We start from the raw sequence: 16,349 nt of genomic DNA on the forward strand, positions 1-16,349 counted from the left end.
GGCGTAGACCGCCACACTCCCGATTCCGGCATCCCGGCATGCACGGGCTACGCGGACAGCGATTTCGCCACGGTTGGCGATGAGCACCTTGCGCACGATGGGTCCTTCCTTGGCGCTACGCCGCAACACACTGAACGCAGCGAGTTTAGGGACTGGCGACACCGCATGCCGACCCGTTCCCCGAGGTGACGTTCCCCACACGGAGCGTGGCACGTGCGCCAGTGAGGGTGCGGAGCCCCCTGACAGCCCAGGGTAGGCCCGGTTTCACGGCGGCGGGCGGGCTCCTCCGTGTGGTCTAGGTCTCTGCGCCGCCACGCGCGGCGGACCGTCAATTCTTTGTGGAGTCCCTACGAATGGGCGAAGGAAAGTTTGCGCCCGGAGCGGCGCCCGCGATCGCCCGCGCGGCGCGTCGGCCGTCCGCCATTCGGGGTGCGCACACCTCTTGCCCCCGCCGTTACCCGTTAGTAGCGTGCGCGCTGTCTTCTGTACTCGCGGTAACAGGCACGGCCCGCGGCGCGCGGGGCACGGCGGCGGGCGTACGGCCCGCCGGCAAGGGCGGCTCGGTACGGACGGAAGCAGGTGGCGGCGGTGGCGCGGAGACCGGTGGCGGTGGTGGCGGCCGTGGTGCTGATCCTGGAGGCGGGCGGCATCGTCCTGCTGAACTGGATCCTGAGCATCGTCGTCGACCGGCAGCAGATGTCCCTGGCGGGGCTGCGGCCCGGCGCGATGACCACGGGCGCCCTGGTCGCCGGCGCCCTCGCCGCGCTCTACCTCCTCGGCTGCGCCGCCGTGCTGCTGCGCACCGCCCTCCGCGACCGCCCGCCCGGCACCCTCGCCCGGATCGCGCTGATCGCCTGCGCGGTGGTGCACGCGGTCCTCGGCGCCTTCTCCGTCGGCATGGTCGGCTGGCCCGCCTTCGCCGCGCTGATGGTCGTCCTGGCGCTGCTGGTGCTGACGCTGGTGGCGTACGAGGAGCGGCCCGCCGCCCCGGACGTCCGGACCGAGCCGGACGGCCCGGCCCCGGCGGCGCCCACGTCGGTGTGAGCCCGGCGGTCGCGGGCGCCGCGGTGTGAACCCGGCGGCCCGCCGCCCCTAACCCTTCGCCCCTCTCACGCCCAGAGGTCCGTGAGGCGGACCTCCAGCTCCGCCAGGAGGCGGCGCAGGAGCGGGAGGGAGAGGCCGATGACGTTGCCCGGGTCGCCGTCGATGCCGTCGATGAACGGGGCCGAGCGGCCGTCGAGGGTGAACGCACCGGCGACGTACAGCGGTTCGCCGCTGGCGACGTAGGCGGCGATCTCGGCGTCGTCCGGCTCGCCGAAGCGGACCGTGGTCGAGGCGGTGGCGGAGGTGCGGCGGCCGCTCGCGGTGTCGATGACGCAGTGGCCGGTCTGCAGCACGCCGGAGCGGCCGCGCATCGACTTCCAGCGGGCGGTGGCGTCCTCGGCGTCGACCGGCTTGCCCAGCGCCCGGCCGTCCAGCTCCAGGACCGAGTCGCACCCTATGACGAGCGCCCCGGCGGCCTCCGGGCGCGCGGCGACCGCGGTGGCCTTGGCCTCGGCCAGCACGCGGGCCAGCTCACCGGGGGTGGGTGCGGTGACGGCGTCCTCGTCGACCCCGCTGACGATCACCTCGGGGGCCAGCCCGGCCTGGCGGAGCAGGCCCAGGCGCGCGGGCGACTGGGAGGCGAGGACGAGACGGCGGGGGCGGGGCTCTTCGGTCATGCCCGCCATCGTACGGAGCGGCGCAGCGGAGCGGCGGGGCCTGTGGACAACCGCGGGGGACGGGCGGTGGAACCATCCGCGGGCCGCTGCGCGTCCAGGGTGGTGGAGCGGTCCCGGCTCCGGTCAGCGGGAACGATTACACGTCAGCGCCCGGCCACCAACACCATGGTGAGCATCGACGCCACCGCCATCACCAGGCCCAGCCGACGGAGCCGTTTTTGCGCATGGCGCAGCTCCTCGGGAGGCTCGTCGGGCGGATCTGACCACAGCATGGTTCCGATCCTGCGCCCGCGACGCCGCGGGCGCCTGAGTACGCGTACTCAGGCGCCCGTACGCACGGGGGTCCCGCACTTGGACGACCGGGGCGAACGCGGCGTGTGCGGCGTACTTCACATACCGCCGCGAGGGGCCGGTTCAGCGCGGCCAGTAGCTGGTGCGCCAGGCGCGCGGGCCCGGGTGCGGGGTCCGGCGGGACGGGATGCGCGCCGCCGGATCGGACCACTCCGAGACCGGCGCCGCGTCCGGCTCGGCGCTCCCGGCAGCGGCGGCGCGGACCTGCACCACCGCGAGCGCGGCGGCCAGCTCCTCGGGCGTGGGGTTGCCCCGTACGACCTTGATCATGGTCTCGACCTCCTGCGACGGTGATGCGCGGGCTACAGCGGGATGTTGCCGTGCTTCTTCGGGGGCAGCGACTCGCGCTTGTTGCGCAGCGCGCGCAGCCCGCGGACGATGTGGCGCCGCGTCTCGGACGGCATGATCACCGCGTCGACGTACCCGCGCTCGGCCGCCACGTACGGGTTGAGCAGCGCGTCCTCGTACTCCTGGATCAGCTCCCGGCGGCGGGCGTCCTGGGCCTCGGGGTCCTCGATGGCGGCGAGGGTGCGGCGGTGCAGGACGTTGACCGCGCCCTGGGCGCCCATGACGGCGATCTGCGCGGTCGGCCAGGCGAGGTTGAGGTCCGCGCCCAGGTGCTTGGAGCCCATGACGTCGTACGCGCCGCCGAACGCCTTGCGGGTGATCACGGTGATCAGCGGGACCGTCGCCTCCGCGTAGGCGTAGATCAGCTTGGCGCCGCGGCGGATGATGCCGTCCCACTCCTGGTCGGTGCCGGGCAGGAAGCCGGGCACGTCCACGAAGGTCAGGACGGGGATGTTGTACGCGTCGCAGGTCCGCACGAAGCGGGCGGCCTTCTCGGACGCCTTGATGTCGAGGGTGCCGGCGAACTGCATCGGCTGGTTGGCGACGATGCCCACCGAATGGCCCTCGACGCGGCCGTAGCCGGTGAGGATGTTCGGCGCGTACAGCGGCTGGACCTCCAGGAACTCACCGTCGTCCAGGATGTGCTCGATCGCGGCGACCATGTCGTACGGCTGGTTCGCCGAGTCCGGGATCAGCGTGTCCAGTTCGCGGTCGTGGTCCGACGTCTCCAGGTCCGCCTCCTCGGGGAAGGCGGGCGGCTCGGAGAGGTTGTTGGACGGCAGGTACGACAGCAGCGCCTTGACGTACTCGACGGCGTCCTTCTCGTCGGACGCCATGTGGTGCGCGACGCCGGAGGTGGCGTTGTGGGTGCGGGCGCCGCCCAGCTCCTCGAAGCCGACGTCCTCACCGGTGACGGTCTTGATGACGTCCGGGCCGGTGATGAACATGTGCGAGGTCTGGTCGACCATCACCGTGAAGTCGGTGATCGCGGGGGAGTAGACCGCGCCGCCCGCGCACGGGCCGACGACCAGCGAGATCTGCGGGATCACACCGGAGGCATGGGTGTTGCGGCGGAAGATCTCGCCGTACATGCCGAGCGAGACCACGCCCTCCTGGATGCGCGCGCCGCCGGAGTCGTTGATACCGATGACCGGACAGCCGTTCTTCAGCGCGAAGTCCATCACCTTGACGATCTTCTCGCCGAAGACCTCGCCGAGCGCGCCGCCGAAGACCGTGAAGTCCTGCGAGAACACCGCGACCGGACGGCCGTCGACCGTGCCGTAGCCGGTGACCACGCCGTCGCCGTACGGGCGGGTGTCCGCCAGCCCGAAATTGGTCGAGCGGTGCCGGGCGAACTCGTCGAGCTCGACGAACGAGCCCTCGTCGAGGAGCAGGCCGATCCGCTCACGCGCGGTCAACTTGCCCTTCGCGTGCTGCTTTTCCACCGCGCGGGCGGAACCGGCGTGCGTGGCTTCGTCGATCCGCCGCTGCAAATCCGCCAGTTTGCCCGCGGTGGTGGTGAGGTGTGCTTCCGGCTCGGACATCGGGATGCGGCTCCTGCTCGTCCTGGACTGGTGCGCGTACGGGGGGACGTACGGCCTTGCTACCGCTTCGTAGCGTATCGGCGGGGGTGCTCCGCGGCAGTGCGTCGTTGACCACACCTAGGGTGGTCCCATGACACCTCAACCGCCGGAAAACCAGGACAAAGACGGCCGCTCGCCGGAGCCCGGGGACGGCCCCGGCGCGTCGGGCGCGTCCGCCGCGTCCGGCAGCGGCCGCTGGAGCGATCTGGAGCGGCCGCCGCTCGACGTCCGGGCGCTCCGGCGGGCGCTGCTGCGGCCCGGCTCGCTGTGGACCGCGCTCGACGTCGTCGACGCCACCGGCTCCACCAACACCGACCTCGCGCTGCGCGCCGCCGCGGGTGAGCCCGAGGGCACCGTGCTCGTCGCCGAGGAACAGACCGCGGCCCGCGGGCGCCTGGATCGCCGCTGGAGCGCGCCGCCGCGCTCGGGGATCTTCGTCTCCGTGGTGCTGACCCCGCGCGTCCCCCTGGAGCGCTGGGGCTGGCTGCCGCTGCTCGCCGGGGTCGCCGTCGCCACCGCGCTCTCCCGGGCGGCGGGCGTGGACACCGCACTCAAGTGGCCCAACGACGTCCTGCTGACCGTGGACGGCGCCGAGCGGAAGGCCGGCGGCATCCTCGCCGAGCGCGCCGGGGACGGCGTCGTCCTCGGCATCGGCCTCAACGTGTCGCTCCACGAGGACGAGCTGCCGGTGCCCACCGCCACCTCCCTCGCCCTGGCCGGGGCGCACACCACCGACCGCGACACCCTGCTGCGGGCCGTGCTGCGCTCCCTGGAGACCTGGTACGCCGCCTGGCAGGACGCGGACGGCGACCCGGCGGCCAGCGGGCTGCAGGAGGCGTACGCCGCGGGCTGCGCCACCCTGGGGCGCGCGGTCCGCGCCGAACTGCCCGGCGGCCGGGCGCTCCGCGGGGAGGCGGTGGCCCTCGACGGCGACGGGCGGCTGATCCTCGCGACCGAGGACGGTGTGCAGCAGCCGGTGGGCGCCGGGGACATCGTCCATCTGCGGCCGGACACGGAGGGTGGCGGCTACAGCTGACCGGTCCCGCGGGGTGGCGCCGGTGACCGAAACGCCGAGCGGTGCCGCCGGCCGGACGGCTCCGACCGGGCACGGGAGAGTGAGCCAGAGCACACCTGCCGTATCGTTGAGGCGGCCCGCCGGGGAGCGGGCCACCGGCGAGCAGTGATCGGAAGGGCAGTGCGCAGGGAGCGGACAGGGAGCGGGCGGTGACCGCCGGCGACGCGGGCGGACCGCCCGAGAGCGCGGCCACGCCGGACGGACCCGCCACGGGCTCCGGCGACGGCGCATCCGACGACGGCCCCGGCGAGCGGGGCTCCGGCGGCGCGGCGACCCCCGCGGCCACGGACGAGCCGCCGCCCGCGGCGGGCTCCGGGACGCCGACCGCACCGGGCGCAGGGGTCGCCGACTCCGACGACACCATCGCCATCCGCCTGGAACAGCTGATCCTGGGCGCCGACCGCCGCTACACACCGTTCCAGGCGGCCCGCAGCGCCGGGGTCTCGATGGATCTGGCGGCCCGGTTCTGGCGCGCCATGGGCTTCGCCGACATCGGGCAGGTCAAGGCGCTCACCGAGGCCGATGTGCTGGCGCTGCGGCGGCTGGCCGGTCTCGTCGAGGCCGGGCTGCTGAGCGAGGCGATGGCCGTCCAGGTGGCGCGGTCCACGGGCCAGACCACCGCCCGGCTCGCCGACTGGCAGATCGACTCCTTCCTGGAGGGCCTCACCGAGCCCCAGGACTCCGGGATGACCCGTACGGAGATCACCTATCCGCTGGTCGAACTCCTCCTGCCGGAGCTGGAGGAGTTCCTGGTGTACGTCTGGCGGCGCCAGCTGGCGGCCGCCACCGGGCGCGTCGTGCGGGCGCAGGACGACGACGAGATGGTCGACCGGAGGCTCGCCGTCGGCTTCGCGGACCTGGTCGGCTTCACCCGGCTGACCCGGCGCCTTGAGGAGGAGGAGCTGGGCGAGCTGGTCGAGGCGTTCGAGACCACCTGCTCCGACCTGGTCGCGGCGCACGGCGGCCGGCTGATCAAGACGCTCGGCGACGAGGTGCTGTTCTCCGCCGACGACGCCGGGGTCGCCGCCGAGATCGGGCTGCGGCTCATCGAGACGATGACGCACGACGAGACCATGCCGGAGCTGCGCGTCGGCATCGCCTTCGGCACCGTCACGACGCGGATGGGCGATGTGTTCGGCACGACCGTCAATCTGGCCAGCCGGCTGACGTCGATAGCGCCGAAGGACGCCGTCTTCGTGGACCAGGCGTTCGCGGAGGAGCTGGGCCGCACCGGCGAGGCCCCGGTCTCCGAGGCGGCCGCCGCGGCGGCCGAGAAGGCGGCGGCGGAGGCGGCGGCGAGCGGTCTGACACCGGACCTGCCGACGTACCGCTTCGCGCTCCAGCCGATGTACCAGCGCCCGGTGCGTGGGCTGGGCGTCATCGAGCCCTGGCAGCTGACCCGGCGCGGGTGAGGCGGGCGCCCGGACGGCCCGGGTGCCCGCGTGTCCTTTTCGGGCCGGTCGGCCCTGTTCCCGCCCGTCCCGAGCTGGCATGATCCCGGCGGAACCGAATCAACGGTCGTTAACACTGGGAGGGTCGTATGCAGAGGTTCGGCGAATGGGTCCGCGTGGAGCGGCACGGCTACGTGGCGGAGCTGGTCATGGACCGGCCCGAGGCGATGAACGCGGTCTCGACGGCGATGGCCGACGCGCTGTCCGAGGCGTGCACCGCGCTCGCCGCCGACGCCGCCGTACGGGCGGTCGTCCTCACCTCCACCCATGAGCGGGCGTTCTGCGTCGGCGCCGACCTCAAGGAGCGCAACTCCTTCACCGACGCGGACCTGCGGCGCCAGCGTCCGCGCACCCGCGCCGCCTACACCGGCGTCCTGGAGCTGCCGCAGCCCACCGTCGCCGCGGTGCACGGCTACGCGCTCGGCGGCGGCTTCGAGCTGGCGCTGGCCTGCGATCTGATCGTCGCGGACGGCAGTGCGGTGGTCGGGCTGCCCGAGGTGTCGGTGGGCGTCATCCCCGGCGGCGGCGGGACGCAGCTGCTGCCGCGCCGGGTGGGGGCGGCGCGCGCCGCGGAACTCGTCTTCACCGCGCGCCGGGTGCGCGCCGAGGAGGCCGTCCGGCTGGGGCTGATCGACCAGCTCACGGACGTCGGCGCGGACCGGGACCAGGCGCTGGAGCTGGCCGGGCGGATCGCCCGGAACTCGCCGGTGGGGCTGCGCGCCGCGAAGCGGGCGATGCGGCTGGGGCACGGTCTCGACCTGCGCGCCGGGCTGGAGGTCGAGGACGCCGCCTGGCGCACCGTGGCCTTCTCCGGGGACCGCGCCGAGGGCGTCGCGGCGTTCAACGAGAAGCGGGACCCGGACTGGCCCGGGGAGTGAGACACGGGCCCGGGGCGCGGCGCCGCGCGGGGGCGCCCGGCCCGCCGCTCCGTGCCCCCGGCGCCCGCCGCCTCGCGCCCGGTCCGCCCCGCCGTCGCCATGGGCGGCGCAGATCACCGTGGGTGAGGACGACCTCGATGGCTTCTCCGTGTGGGAGTCGCGCGTAAGGGGCGAAACGGGTTAAACATTCCTACGCTGTAGTACAGAGTGTGCTCACGGTGACGGAATGTGAGGGCCCGGTGACGGATGATGCGAGGCTGCGGGCCGTGGTGGAGCTGGCGCAGGCGATGGCGGCTGCGCACACACCACGCGAATCCGCGCACGCCGCGGCGGAGAGCGTGCGGCTGGCCCTGGGGGGCTCCTTCGCCGCGCTCTCGAAATGGGAGCGCGAACGGGGCAAGCTGCGGGTGCTGGTCAACGTCGGGGAACTCGTCGGCGATGAGCGGGAATTCCCGGAGGACGAGTCGTACCCGGTGCACGAGTTCCCCGAGATCGTCGGCCTCCCGCACGAGCGGCGGACGCCCGGTGGTGGCCCCGACGCCTGGGTGGAGCGCGCCGACGGCCCCTGCGCGACGAGCGGCGCACCGCTGGCGGCGGTGCCCGCGGCGGCCCGCCCCCAGGGCGCGCCGCTCTCCGCCCCGGCGCAGGTCACGGCCGTGGCGCCGGAGGGCGGCGGGTACACCGGCAGCGCCAACCGGCGGCGGGTGGCGGCGCTGCGCCGCCGGGGCCGGGGCTGCTGCGTGGTGGCGCCGCTGGTGCTGCGCGGGCGGGCGTGGGGCGAGCTGTACGTGGCGCGGGCGGCGGGGGAGCCGGTGTTCGGGGCGGCGGACGCGGAGTTCGCGACGGTGCTGGCCGCCGTGACCGCCGCGGGGATCGCGCAGACCGAGCGGCTGGCGGAGGCGCGGCGGCTGGCCTTCACCGATGCGCTGACCGGGCTCGCCAACCGCCGCGCCGTGGACATGCGGCTGGACGAGGCGCTGGAGGCGCACCGCCGGGAGGCGGCCGTGGTCAGCCTGGTGGTCTGCGATCTCAACGGCCTCAAGCAGGTCAACGACTCCCGCGGCCATGCGGTCGGCGACCGGCTGCTGGAACGATTCGGCTCGATCCTCTCGCTCTGCGGCGCACGGCTGCCCGGCACGCTCGCCGCCCGGCTCGGCGGCGACGAGTTCTGCCTCCTGGCGGTCGGTCCGCCGCCCGACGACGTGGTCGAGGTCGCCGCCGAACTCTGCGTACGGGCCGCGGAGTTGGGGCTCGGGGACGGTGTCGCGGTCGGTGTCGCGTCGACCGGTGACCCGATCGGCCCGGTCCGCACCGCCCGCCGCCTCTTCCGCCTCGCCGACGCCGCCCAGTACCGCGCGAAGGCCGCCCGCGCCCGGGAGCCGGTGGTGGCGGGCCGGCACGGCGGCGCGGACGATCCGATCGTCCGCCTCGCGGATACGCCGGAGCGGCGGCCGGGGACGGAGCGTCGGCGGTTCCGCAGGTGAAGGTCCGCAGGTGGGGGCCGGTGCGGGGTGGCGTGCCCCGGTCGTGGGCGGGCCCCGGCCTGTACCGGAGGCCGGTGGTCCGACCTCGTAACGGCCGGGCCGCAGGTGACGGTTGGGGCTCCGGGGTGGCGCGGGGGCGGCGGGACGCGGGGTGGTGACATCCCCAGATTCACTCTCTACTGTTCGTGAATATGGATATGCACACTGTGGTGCTCGGGACGTCCGGCGCGACCGCCGAGGACGTCCTCGCCGTGGCCCGCGGCGCCGCCCGGGTCGCGCTCTCCGAGGACGCCCTCACGGCCGTCGCCGCCTCCCGTGCCGTCATCGACGACCTCGCCGCCCGGCCCGACCCCGTCTACGGCGTCTCCACCGGCTTCGGCGCCCTCGCCGTCCGCCACATCAGCCCCGATCTGCGCGCCCGCCTCCAGTGCAACATCGTCCGCTCGCACGCCGCCGGAATGGGCCCCTACGTCGAGCGCGAGGTGGTCCGCGCCCTGATGTTCCTGCGCCTGAAGACCCTCGCCTCGGGCCACACCGGCGTCCGCCCCGTCGTCGCCGAGACCATGGCCGCGCTGCTCAACGCCGGCATCACCCCGCGCGTCCACGAATACGGCTCGCTCGGCTGCTCCGGCGACCTCGCGCCGCTGTCGCACTGCGCGCTGACGCTGATGGGCGAGGGTGACGCCGAGGGCCCCGACGGCACCGTGGCGCCCGCCGCCGACCTCCTCGCCGCGCACGGCATCGCCCCCGTCGCCCTGCGCGAGAAGGAGGGCCTGGCGCTCCTCAACGGCACCGACGGGATGCTCGGCATGCTGGTCATGGCCTGCGCCGACCTCGCCCGGCTCTACACCGGTGCCGACATCACGGCCGCGCTCTCCCTGGAGGCGCTGCTCGGCACCGACAAGGTCCTCGCGCCCGAGCTGCACGCCATCCGGCCGCACCCCGGCCAGGCCGCGGCCGCCGCCAACATGCGCAAGATCCTGGCCGGTTCCGGGCTCACCGGCCACCACCAGGACGACGCGCCGCGCGTCCAGGACGCCTACTCGGTCCGCTGCGCCCCGCAGGTCGCGGGCGCCGGCCGGGACACGATCGCCCACGCCCGGCTGGTCGCCGACCGCGAACTGGCCGCGGCGGTCGACAACCCCGTCGTCCTGCCAGGGGGCAGGGTCGAGTCCAACGGCAACTTCCACGGTGCGCCCGTCGCGTACGCGCTGGACTTCCTCGCCGTCGCCGCCGCCGACCTCGGCTCCATCGCCGAGCGCCGTACCGACCGGCTGCTGGACAAGAACCGTTCGCACGGTCTGCCCGCCTTCCTCGCCGACGACCCGGGCGTCGACTCCGGTCTGATGATCGCTCAGTACACGCAGGCGGCGCTGGTCAGCGAGATGAAGCGGCTGGCGGCGCCCGCCTCCGTCGACTCCATCCCGTCCTCCGCGATGCAGGAGGACCACGTCTCCATGGGCTGGTCGGCGGCGCGCAAGCTGCGCACCGCCGTCGACAACCTCGCCCGGATCCTCGCCGTCGAGCTGTACGCGGCGGCCCGCGCGGTGGAACTGCGGGACGGCGACCGGCTGTCGCCCGCCACCCGCGCCGTCGTGGCCGCGGCCCGCGAGGCCGGTGTCGCGGGCCCCGGCGGCGACCGCTTCCTCGCCCCCGACCTGGAGCGCGCCTGCGCGTTCGTCCGCTCCGGCGCGCTGATCACAGCAGCGGAGACGGTCACCGGCCCGCTGGCGTAAGTACGACCACGGTGGCCGTCCCCGGGGGCGGCCACCGTACCCGTACGCCTTAGAGCGCCCCGCCGTTGCTGCGCCGTACCGAGTAGCTGACCAGTCCGGCGCCGAGGGCCAGGCAGGCGGCGCCGCCGATGACGTACGGCGTGGTGTCCGGGGAGCCGGTGTCGGCGAGGGAGTGGGCGGACGCGCCGTCGGGGTGCGGCCCCGGTGCGCTCCGATCGGCGGTCACCGCATCGGAGGCTCGGGTTCCGCCGTTCGGGACGGTGGCGGCGGTGGTCCGCGGGCCGGTGTCGGGGGCGTCGACGATCGCATGTGCGGACGGGACGAACCACAGGGCGATCAGCACCGACCCCGCGGCTGCGGCGGTCAGCAGTGGTCGGCGTGCGGTCACAGAACAATCCCCCTTGCAGGTCCGGCGAATTGGCCGCTGACCTCAGATGTTAATGACCGCCGCGGGTCGCGGGAAAGTCAGGCCCCGCAGTGCTTACCCTCCGTCCCATGAACAATGGCGAGACATCACGGTTTGTACGGCTTCATATCGAACTGGTCCTGGAGGTCACCGACTCCGATCTGCTGACCGCCGCGGCGCTCGACCACGTCGCCGCCGACCCCTCCCTCCCGGACGGCGGACGCCACCAGGCCCAGGAGGCGGTACGCGAGGACCCGGCCGAGGCGCTGGCCCACCTCGTCGACCCGTCCGACCTGGTCACCGCGGTCCCCGGCACGACCCTCGCGCAGGCGTCCTGGAGCTGCGAGGAGCGGGCCGACTACGACCCCGACGCGGCGTGGGACGCCGACGAGTGGGAGCTGGCGAGCGATGTCGTCCCCGTCGAGGAGGAGGTCTGATCCGGCCCCGCCCGCACGGAGCGTGACCGCTGTCCGCGCGCCCCTCCGGGAGCCCCCGTGCCCCCGCCCCGGCGCCCCGCACGGCCCTCGTACGACACCCGTCGTACGAGGGCCGATTTTCTTCCCCCGAGAGGGCGGAGGCGTACCCCGTACGGGCCCGGAATCGTGGGCCCGAGGCGGCGTCGGGCCTTGATCCACGGGGGCTCCAGGGTGTGTGCCCGCGTTGGGTGTCGTTGCCCACACTTTGTCCGGATCCGGCGCGTGGCGCGGGGAAAATGGCGTTTCCTGGACGTCGGCCGGGGAGGCTGCACCCGGTCTGCTGCTCGGGGATTCCTATCCGATCAATGGAGACGCGTGTGATGACGGACAGCAAGCGCCGCAAGGGCTTCATAGCCACCGCCGCGCTGGCCGGGGGCGTGGTCGTGCTCTCGGCGTGCGGCAGTGCGAGCGGCGTGGGGGGCGACGGTCACGCGGGCGGCGCCGCCACCCCAGCGCACGACAGGGCCCGGCAGGTCGACGAGGCCGCGGCGCAGGACGCCTCACACGCCAAGATCAAGATCACCCCCAAGGACGGTTCGTCCACCGCGGGCATCAGCAAGGACGCGAAGGTCACCGTCAAGAGCGGCAAGCTCACCTCGGTCACCATGACCGCCGTCGAGTCCAAGAAGACCGTCGCCGGCACGCTCGCCGCCGACGGCTCGTCCTGGAAGCCCTCGCAGGACCTCAGCCGCGCGACGAAGTACAAGATCACCGCGCACGCCGTGGACTCCGAGGGCCGCAAGGCGGTCGAGAACTCCACCTTCACCACGGTCTCCCCGGCGAACAGCTTCATCGGCAACTTCACGCCCGAGGACGGCGCCACCGTCGGCGTCGGCATGCCGGTCTCGATCCACTTCGACAAGGCGGTCAAGGACAAGAAGGCCGTCGAGTCCGCGATCACCGTCGCCGCCAGCAGCAACCAGAAGGTCGTCGGCCACTGGTTCGACGACACCCGCCTCGACTTCCGCCCCCAGGAGTACTGGAAGGCGAACTCCGACATCACCGTGAAGCTCGCCCTCGGCGGTGTGCAGGCGTCGCCCGGTGTGCAGGGCATCCAGAACAAGACCGTCCACTTCCACGTCGGCCGCTCCCAGGTCTCCACCGTCGACGCGAAGACCCACCTCATGACGGTCGTGCGCGACGGGAAGACGATCAAGACCATCCCGATCTCGGCCGGCAGCGACGACCACCCGACCTACAACGGCCGGATGGTCATCTCCGAGAAGTACGAGCAGACCCGCATGGACGGCTCCACCGTCGGCTTCACCAACAACGACGGCAAGGGCGAGTACGACATCCCCGACGTCCCGCACGCCATGCGCCTGTCGACCTCCGGCACCTTCATCCACGGCAACTACTGGGGCAAGGGCATCTTCGGCAACGTCAACACCAGCCACGGCTGCATCGGCCTGCCGGACGCGAAGGGCGCGGGCGACCCGTCCACGGACGGCGCCTGGTTCTTCAACCACTCGCTCATCGGCGACGTGGTGAAGGTCGTCAACTCCCCGGACCGCACCATCAAGCCGGAGAACGGCCTCAACGGCTGGAACATGAGCTGGCAGCAGTGGGTGGCGGGCAGCGCCCTGGGCGGCTCGGCCTCCTGACGCCCCTGGGGGCGTGAGCACCTCTGAGCGGCGACCGGCACGGACCGGTCGCCGCTCCGCCGTTTCCCGGGCCGCGTCAGGCCGCGTACGGGTAGGCCGGATACGTCAGATAGCCCCGGTCCCCGCCCTCGTAGTACGTCGCCTCGTCGGCGGGCGCGAGCGGGTGACCGGCACGCAACCGCTCGACGAGGTCGGGGTTGGAGATGAAGGCGCGGCCGAAGCTGATCAGGTCGGCGCCGAGCCCCAGCCAGCGGTCGGCGTCCGCCCGCCCGGTCTGCTTCGGCTCCATCGGCAGCGTCGGATTCATGATGAGCGCGCCCGGCCAGGACCGGCGCAGCGCGAGCAGCAGCTCCTCGTCGGCGGTCGCCTCCAGATGGACGTACGCCACGTCGAGGCGGGCCAACTCGGCGAGGAGGGCGGTGTAGAGCTCCGGTACGTCGCGGTCCTCGACGCCCCAGAAATGGGTGCCCGGCGACAACCGGATGCCGGTCCGGGCCGCACCCACCGCCTCCACGGTGGCGGCGGTCGCCTCGACGGCGAACCGGATGCGGTGCGCCACCGGCCCGCCGTAACGGTCCGTCCGCAGATTGGCGTTGGACGACAGGAACTGCGAGATCAGATAGCCGTTGGCGCCGTGCAGCTCCACCCCGTCGAAGCCGGCGTCGACCGCGCGCCGGGCGGCCAGCGCGTACGACCGCGCGTGCTCGGGCACCTCGGCGGTCTCCAGGGCGCGCGGCATCGGAGCGGGCTGCCGCCCGGACGGGGTGAACACGTTGCCGACGGCGGGGACGGCCGAGGGGCCGACCGGCTGCGTGCCGATGGTCTCGGGGTGGGAGACCCGGCCGCCGTGCATGATCTGGGCGAAGATCCGGCCGCCGTTGGTGTGCACGGCGTCGGTCACCGGGCGCCACGAGGCGACCTGCTCGTCGGTGTACAGCCCGGGCGTCCCCGGGTTGGACTGCCCGATCAGGCTCGGCTGCACCCCCTCGCTGATGAGCAGCCCGGCCGTGGCGCGCTGGGCGTAGTAGGCGGCCATCGACGGTGTCGCCAGCCCGCCCGCGGCGGCCCGGACCCGGGTCATCGGGGCCATCACCACCCGGTTGGGGAGCGTCAGTCCGCCGAACCGGTAACCGGAGAAAAGAGTTGTCACGTCCGGGCTCCTTCGTAACCTGCGGTGCCCGCGCATCGGGCACGGCGGCTACGCTAAAACCTGACATCTATGTGAGAGGCAAGCGTCGTGGCGCAGGTCACAGGCGGGGTGGAGGCTGTCGTGCGAATCGGGGAACTCGCGTCACGGACCGGCGTCAGCGTCCGGTCCCTGCGCTACTACGAGGAGCAGGACCTGCTCCACAGCGTGCGCAGCCCCAGCGGCCAGCGGCACTACGAGGAGATCCACGTCGAGCGGGTCCTGTTCGTCCAGCAGCTGTACGCGGCGGGCCTCTCCAGCCGTGTCATCGCCGAACTGCTGCCCTGCGCCGACGCGCCCAGCGCGGAGAACTCCGACTCCGCCCTGATCCGGATGGCCCAGGAACGCGACCGCCTCACCGCCCACATCACCGACCTCATCCGCACCCGCGACGCCCTCGACACGGTGATGGCCACGGCACGCACCTATCGCGAGCAGCTACGGACGGGCCAGGGGGACGACGCGGCCGCCGGTGCCTGCGGGTCCTCCGTACAGTGACCGCGTGAGTGGGTGAGCGGGCGAGTGGGCGAGTGACCTGGTGAGTGGGCGTATGGAGAGCGGGCGGGTGGACGGGGACGGGCGTTCCGGGAGCGACGGCGGTCGCCGGGAACGGCCGGGACGCGCTGCGGGCGGCGACCGGCAGTCCCGTACGGGGGCCGACCAGCGGGCTGGTGCGGGTGGCGGCCGGCGGGCCCGTACGGGCGGCGGCGCGGGTGGGGGCCGGGATGCCGGTGCGGACGGTGGCCGGGCCGCCGGTGGTCGGGATGCCGGTGCGGGCGGCGCCCGGAGCGCCGGTGTCCGGGACGCCAGCGCCCCGGGCGCCGACGCCCTGCTCGGCGAGATCCTCGGCGCCGTCCGCTATGCCGCCGACGGCGGGCCCGCCGAGGACGCCGCCGAGGCGGGCGCCTCCCGGCTCGCCGCCGCCCCCGAGGGCGGGGAGGCCGTCTCCGCCGCCCTCCTGCGCGCCGCCACCGACGCCGTCCGCCGCTGCTGGGCGGGCGGCTGGGAACCCGCCGACCTGGAACGGATCATCCGCCGCGACGCCACCGACCCCGCACACGTCGGGCCGGTCGTGGACGCCATCGCCGCCGAAGCCCGCCGCGGCCCCCGCCCGCCGACCGCCACCGACCGCTGGGACGCCCAGCTGCGGCGGCTCGGCGCCGAGGTCTGGTGGCCCTCCGACGGCGGCTACCTCGACGCGCTCGCCGCCCGCCGCCGCACCACCCGCTTCGAGACCGTCTACACCGTCCTTCTCGCACTGCGCGCCCTCGCCCGGCTGCCGCGCCTCGCCCCGCTCCCGGCCGCCCCGCCGCCCGCCGCGCGCGCCGCGTCCCCCGGCGCCTCCCGCGCCCTCGGCCGGATCCGCGGCCTGCTGGCCAAGGCCGAGGCGACCGGCTACGCCGAGGAGGCCGAGGCGCTGTCCGCCAAGGCCCAGGAGCTGATGGCCCGGCACAGCATCGACGAGGCCCTGCTGACCGGGGCCGACGCGGCGAGCGGCGGCCCCACCGCGATCCGCATCGGCATCGAGGGCCCGTACGAACAGGCCAAGGCCCTCCTCCTCGACGCCGTCGCCACCGCCAACCGCTGCCAGGCCGTCTGGTCCTCCGACACCGCCTTCTCCACCCTCGTCGGCTACGAACCCGACCTGGAAGCCGCGGAGTTGCTCTACACCTCCCTCCTCCTCCAGGCCACCACCGCCATGCACCGCGCCGCCGACGCCCACCACACCCGCGGCCGCGCCCGCCGCACCCGCGACTTCCGCCAGACCTTCCTCGTCGCCTACGCCGACCGCGTCCGCACCTGCCTGACCACCGCCACCGAGACGGCCACCACCGAGGCCACGACGACCGGAGGCGCCGGAACGGCCGCCGGCCTCCTCCCCGTCCTCGCCGCCCGCGCCCTGGCCGTCGAGGAAACCACCGGTGCGCTCTTCCCGGACACGGCGCCGGTCCGCCTCCGCGGCCTGAACGACGCGGAGGGGTGGCACCAGGGGCGGGCGGCGGCGGATCGGGCGCGGTGGGGGGAGGGGTGAGGAGCACAGGGTGGGGGG

Annotated in this window: 17 protein-coding genes; 10 read left to right on the forward strand and 7 right to left on the reverse strand. The window is 74.1% G+C overall.

Annotation, left to right across the window (positions count from 1 at the left end; genetic code table 11):
• A partial coding sequence (locus ACZ4U4_RS07005; protein WP_281179312.1) for a biotin carboxylase N-terminal domain-containing protein occupies positions 1–96 on the reverse strand: 96 nt, incomplete at its 3' end.
• A gap of 492 nt (positions 97–588) precedes the next feature.
• Between ACZ4U4_RS07005 and ACZ4U4_RS07010 the strand changes: the two genes are divergently transcribed.
• Entirely contained in the window at positions 589–1,044 is a 456-nt protein-coding gene (locus ACZ4U4_RS07010; RefSeq protein WP_467869811.1) for a hypothetical protein, read from the forward strand.
• A gap of 65 nt (positions 1,045–1,109) precedes the next feature.
• Here ACZ4U4_RS07010 and ACZ4U4_RS07015 read toward each other — a convergent pair whose 3' ends face one another.
• The 4 genes from ACZ4U4_RS07015 to ACZ4U4_RS07030 form a co-directional block, all read right to left on the reverse strand.
• The gene (locus ACZ4U4_RS07015) at positions 1,110–1,721 is read right to left on the reverse strand and encodes a Maf family protein (RefSeq protein WP_467869813.1); all 612 of its coding nucleotides are present in this window, start codon (positions 1,719–1,721) and stop codon (positions 1,110–1,112) included.
• Positions 1,722–1,864: 143 nt separating this feature from the next.
• Positions 1,865–1,993, reverse strand: coding sequence for a morphogenic membrane protein MmpB (gene mmpB, locus ACZ4U4_RS07020; protein WP_345089951.1), 129 nt, complete (start codon positions 1,991–1,993; stop codon positions 1,865–1,867).
• 142 nt (positions 1,994–2,135) lie between these two features.
• Positions 2,136–2,342, reverse strand: coding sequence for an acyl-CoA carboxylase subunit epsilon (locus ACZ4U4_RS07025; RefSeq protein WP_467869815.1), 207 nt, complete (start codon positions 2,340–2,342; stop codon positions 2,136–2,138).
• Between the two features lie 32 nt (positions 2,343–2,374).
• On the reverse strand, positions 2,375–3,964 hold the full coding sequence (locus ACZ4U4_RS07030) for an acyl-CoA carboxylase subunit beta (protein ID WP_467869817.1): 1,590 nt from the start codon (positions 3,962–3,964) through the stop codon (positions 2,375–2,377).
• A gap of 130 nt (positions 3,965–4,094) precedes the next feature.
• On the opposite strand from ACZ4U4_RS07030, the gene ACZ4U4_RS07035 reads away from it, so the two are divergent.
• The 5 genes from ACZ4U4_RS07035 to hutH all read left to right on the forward strand — a co-directional run bounded on the left by ACZ4U4_RS07035 (position 4,095) and on the right by hutH (position 10,627).
• Entirely contained in the window at positions 4,095–5,039 is a 945-nt protein-coding gene (locus ACZ4U4_RS07035) for a biotin--[acetyl-CoA-carboxylase] ligase (RefSeq protein ID WP_467869819.1), read from the forward strand.
• 188 nt (positions 5,040–5,227) lie between these two features.
• A complete protein-coding gene (locus ACZ4U4_RS07040) occupies positions 5,228–6,490 on the forward strand; it encodes an adenylate/guanylate cyclase domain-containing protein (RefSeq protein ID WP_467869821.1) in 1,263 nt (420 codons plus the stop codon).
• A 128-nt stretch (positions 6,491–6,618) separates the two neighbouring features.
• Complete coding sequence (locus ACZ4U4_RS07045) at positions 6,619–7,407, forward strand: enoyl-CoA hydratase/isomerase family protein (RefSeq protein ID WP_467869823.1); 789 nt, start codon at positions 6,619–6,621, stop codon at positions 7,405–7,407.
• A gap of 239 nt (positions 7,408–7,646) precedes the next feature.
• On the forward strand, positions 7,647–8,891 hold the full coding sequence (locus tag ACZ4U4_RS07050) for a GGDEF domain-containing protein (protein ID WP_467869825.1): 1,245 nt from the start codon (positions 7,647–7,649) through the stop codon (positions 8,889–8,891).
• Between the two features lie 197 nt (positions 8,892–9,088).
• Positions 9,089–10,627: a histidine ammonia-lyase gene (gene hutH / locus ACZ4U4_RS07055; RefSeq protein ID WP_467870884.1), complete on the forward strand. Its 1,539-nt coding sequence runs from the start codon at positions 9,089–9,091 to the stop codon at positions 10,625–10,627.
• A gap of 49 nt (positions 10,628–10,676) precedes the next feature.
• Here the strand turns inward: hutH and ACZ4U4_RS07060 are convergent, their stop codons facing one another.
• The gene (locus ACZ4U4_RS07060; RefSeq protein ID WP_467869827.1) at positions 10,677–11,015 is read right to left on the reverse strand and encodes a hypothetical protein; all 339 of its coding nucleotides are present in this window, start codon (positions 11,013–11,015) and stop codon (positions 10,677–10,679) included.
• A gap of 107 nt (positions 11,016–11,122) precedes the next feature.
• Here ACZ4U4_RS07060 and ACZ4U4_RS07065 point away from each other — a divergent pair, with 107 nt between their 5' ends.
• Entirely contained in the window at positions 11,123–11,470 is a 348-nt protein-coding gene (locus ACZ4U4_RS07065; RefSeq protein ID WP_467869829.1) for a hypothetical protein, read from the forward strand.
• A 344-nt stretch (positions 11,471–11,814) separates the two neighbouring features.
• The gene (locus ACZ4U4_RS07070) at positions 11,815–13,113 is read left to right on the forward strand and encodes a L,D-transpeptidase (protein WP_467869831.1); all 1,299 of its coding nucleotides are present in this window, start codon (positions 11,815–11,817) and stop codon (positions 13,111–13,113) included.
• Between the two features lie 76 nt (positions 13,114–13,189).
• On the opposite strand, the gene ACZ4U4_RS07075 is transcribed toward ACZ4U4_RS07070, so the two are convergent.
• On the reverse strand, positions 13,190–14,263 hold the full coding sequence (locus tag ACZ4U4_RS07075) for an alkene reductase (protein WP_467869832.1): 1,074 nt from the start codon (positions 14,261–14,263) through the stop codon (positions 13,190–13,192).
• Positions 14,264–14,383: 120 nt separating this feature from the next.
• Here ACZ4U4_RS07075 and ACZ4U4_RS07080 point away from each other — a divergent pair, with 120 nt between their 5' ends.
• Together ACZ4U4_RS07080 and ACZ4U4_RS07085 are read left to right on the forward strand one after the other, a co-directional pair.
• Positions 14,384–14,797: a MerR family transcriptional regulator gene (locus ACZ4U4_RS07080; protein ID WP_467869834.1), complete on the forward strand. Its 414-nt coding sequence runs from the start codon at positions 14,384–14,386 to the stop codon at positions 14,795–14,797.
• A gap of 343 nt (positions 14,798–15,140) precedes the next feature.
• Positions 15,141–16,331 (forward strand): DUF2786 domain-containing protein, encoded by a 1,191-nt coding sequence (locus tag ACZ4U4_RS07085; RefSeq protein WP_467870887.1) that lies wholly within the window; start codon positions 15,141–15,143, stop codon positions 16,329–16,331.
• Positions 16,332–16,349: the final 18 nt, after the last annotated feature.

Source organism: Streptomyces sp. NPDC029159 (assembly GCF_055564055.1).

What these genes read in the sequence shown, in the direction of transcription:
- ACZ4U4_RS07015 (WP_467869813.1), bottom strand. Translation starts at nt 1,721, where the DNA reads ATGACCGAAGAGCCCCGCCCCCGCCGTCTCGTCCTCGCCTCCCAGTCG.
- mmpB (WP_345089951.1), bottom strand. Translation starts at nt 1,993, where the DNA reads ATGCTGTGGTCAGATCCGCCCGACGAGCCTCCCGAGGAGCTGCGCCAT.
- ACZ4U4_RS07025 (WP_467869815.1), bottom strand. Translation starts at nt 2,342, where the DNA reads ATGATCAAGGTCGTACGGGGCAACCCCACGCCCGAGGAGCTGGCCGCC.
- ACZ4U4_RS07030 (WP_467869817.1), bottom strand. Translation starts at nt 3,964, where the DNA reads ATGTCCGAGCCGGAAGCACACCTCACCACCACCGCGGGCAAACTGGCG.
- ACZ4U4_RS07035 (WP_467869819.1), top strand. Translation starts at nt 4,095, where the DNA reads ATGACACCTCAACCGCCGGAAAACCAGGACAAAGACGGCCGCTCGCCG.
- ACZ4U4_RS07045 (WP_467869823.1), top strand. Translation starts at nt 6,619, where the DNA reads ATGCAGAGGTTCGGCGAATGGGTCCGCGTGGAGCGGCACGGCTACGTG.
- hutH (WP_467870884.1), top strand. Translation starts at nt 9,089, where the DNA reads ATGCACACTGTGGTGCTCGGGACGTCCGGCGCGACCGCCGAGGACGTC.
- ACZ4U4_RS07065 (WP_467869829.1), top strand. Translation starts at nt 11,123, where the DNA reads ATGAACAATGGCGAGACATCACGGTTTGTACGGCTTCATATCGAACTG.
- ACZ4U4_RS07070 (WP_467869831.1), top strand. Translation starts at nt 11,815, where the DNA reads ATGGAGACGCGTGTGATGACGGACAGCAAGCGCCGCAAGGGCTTCATA.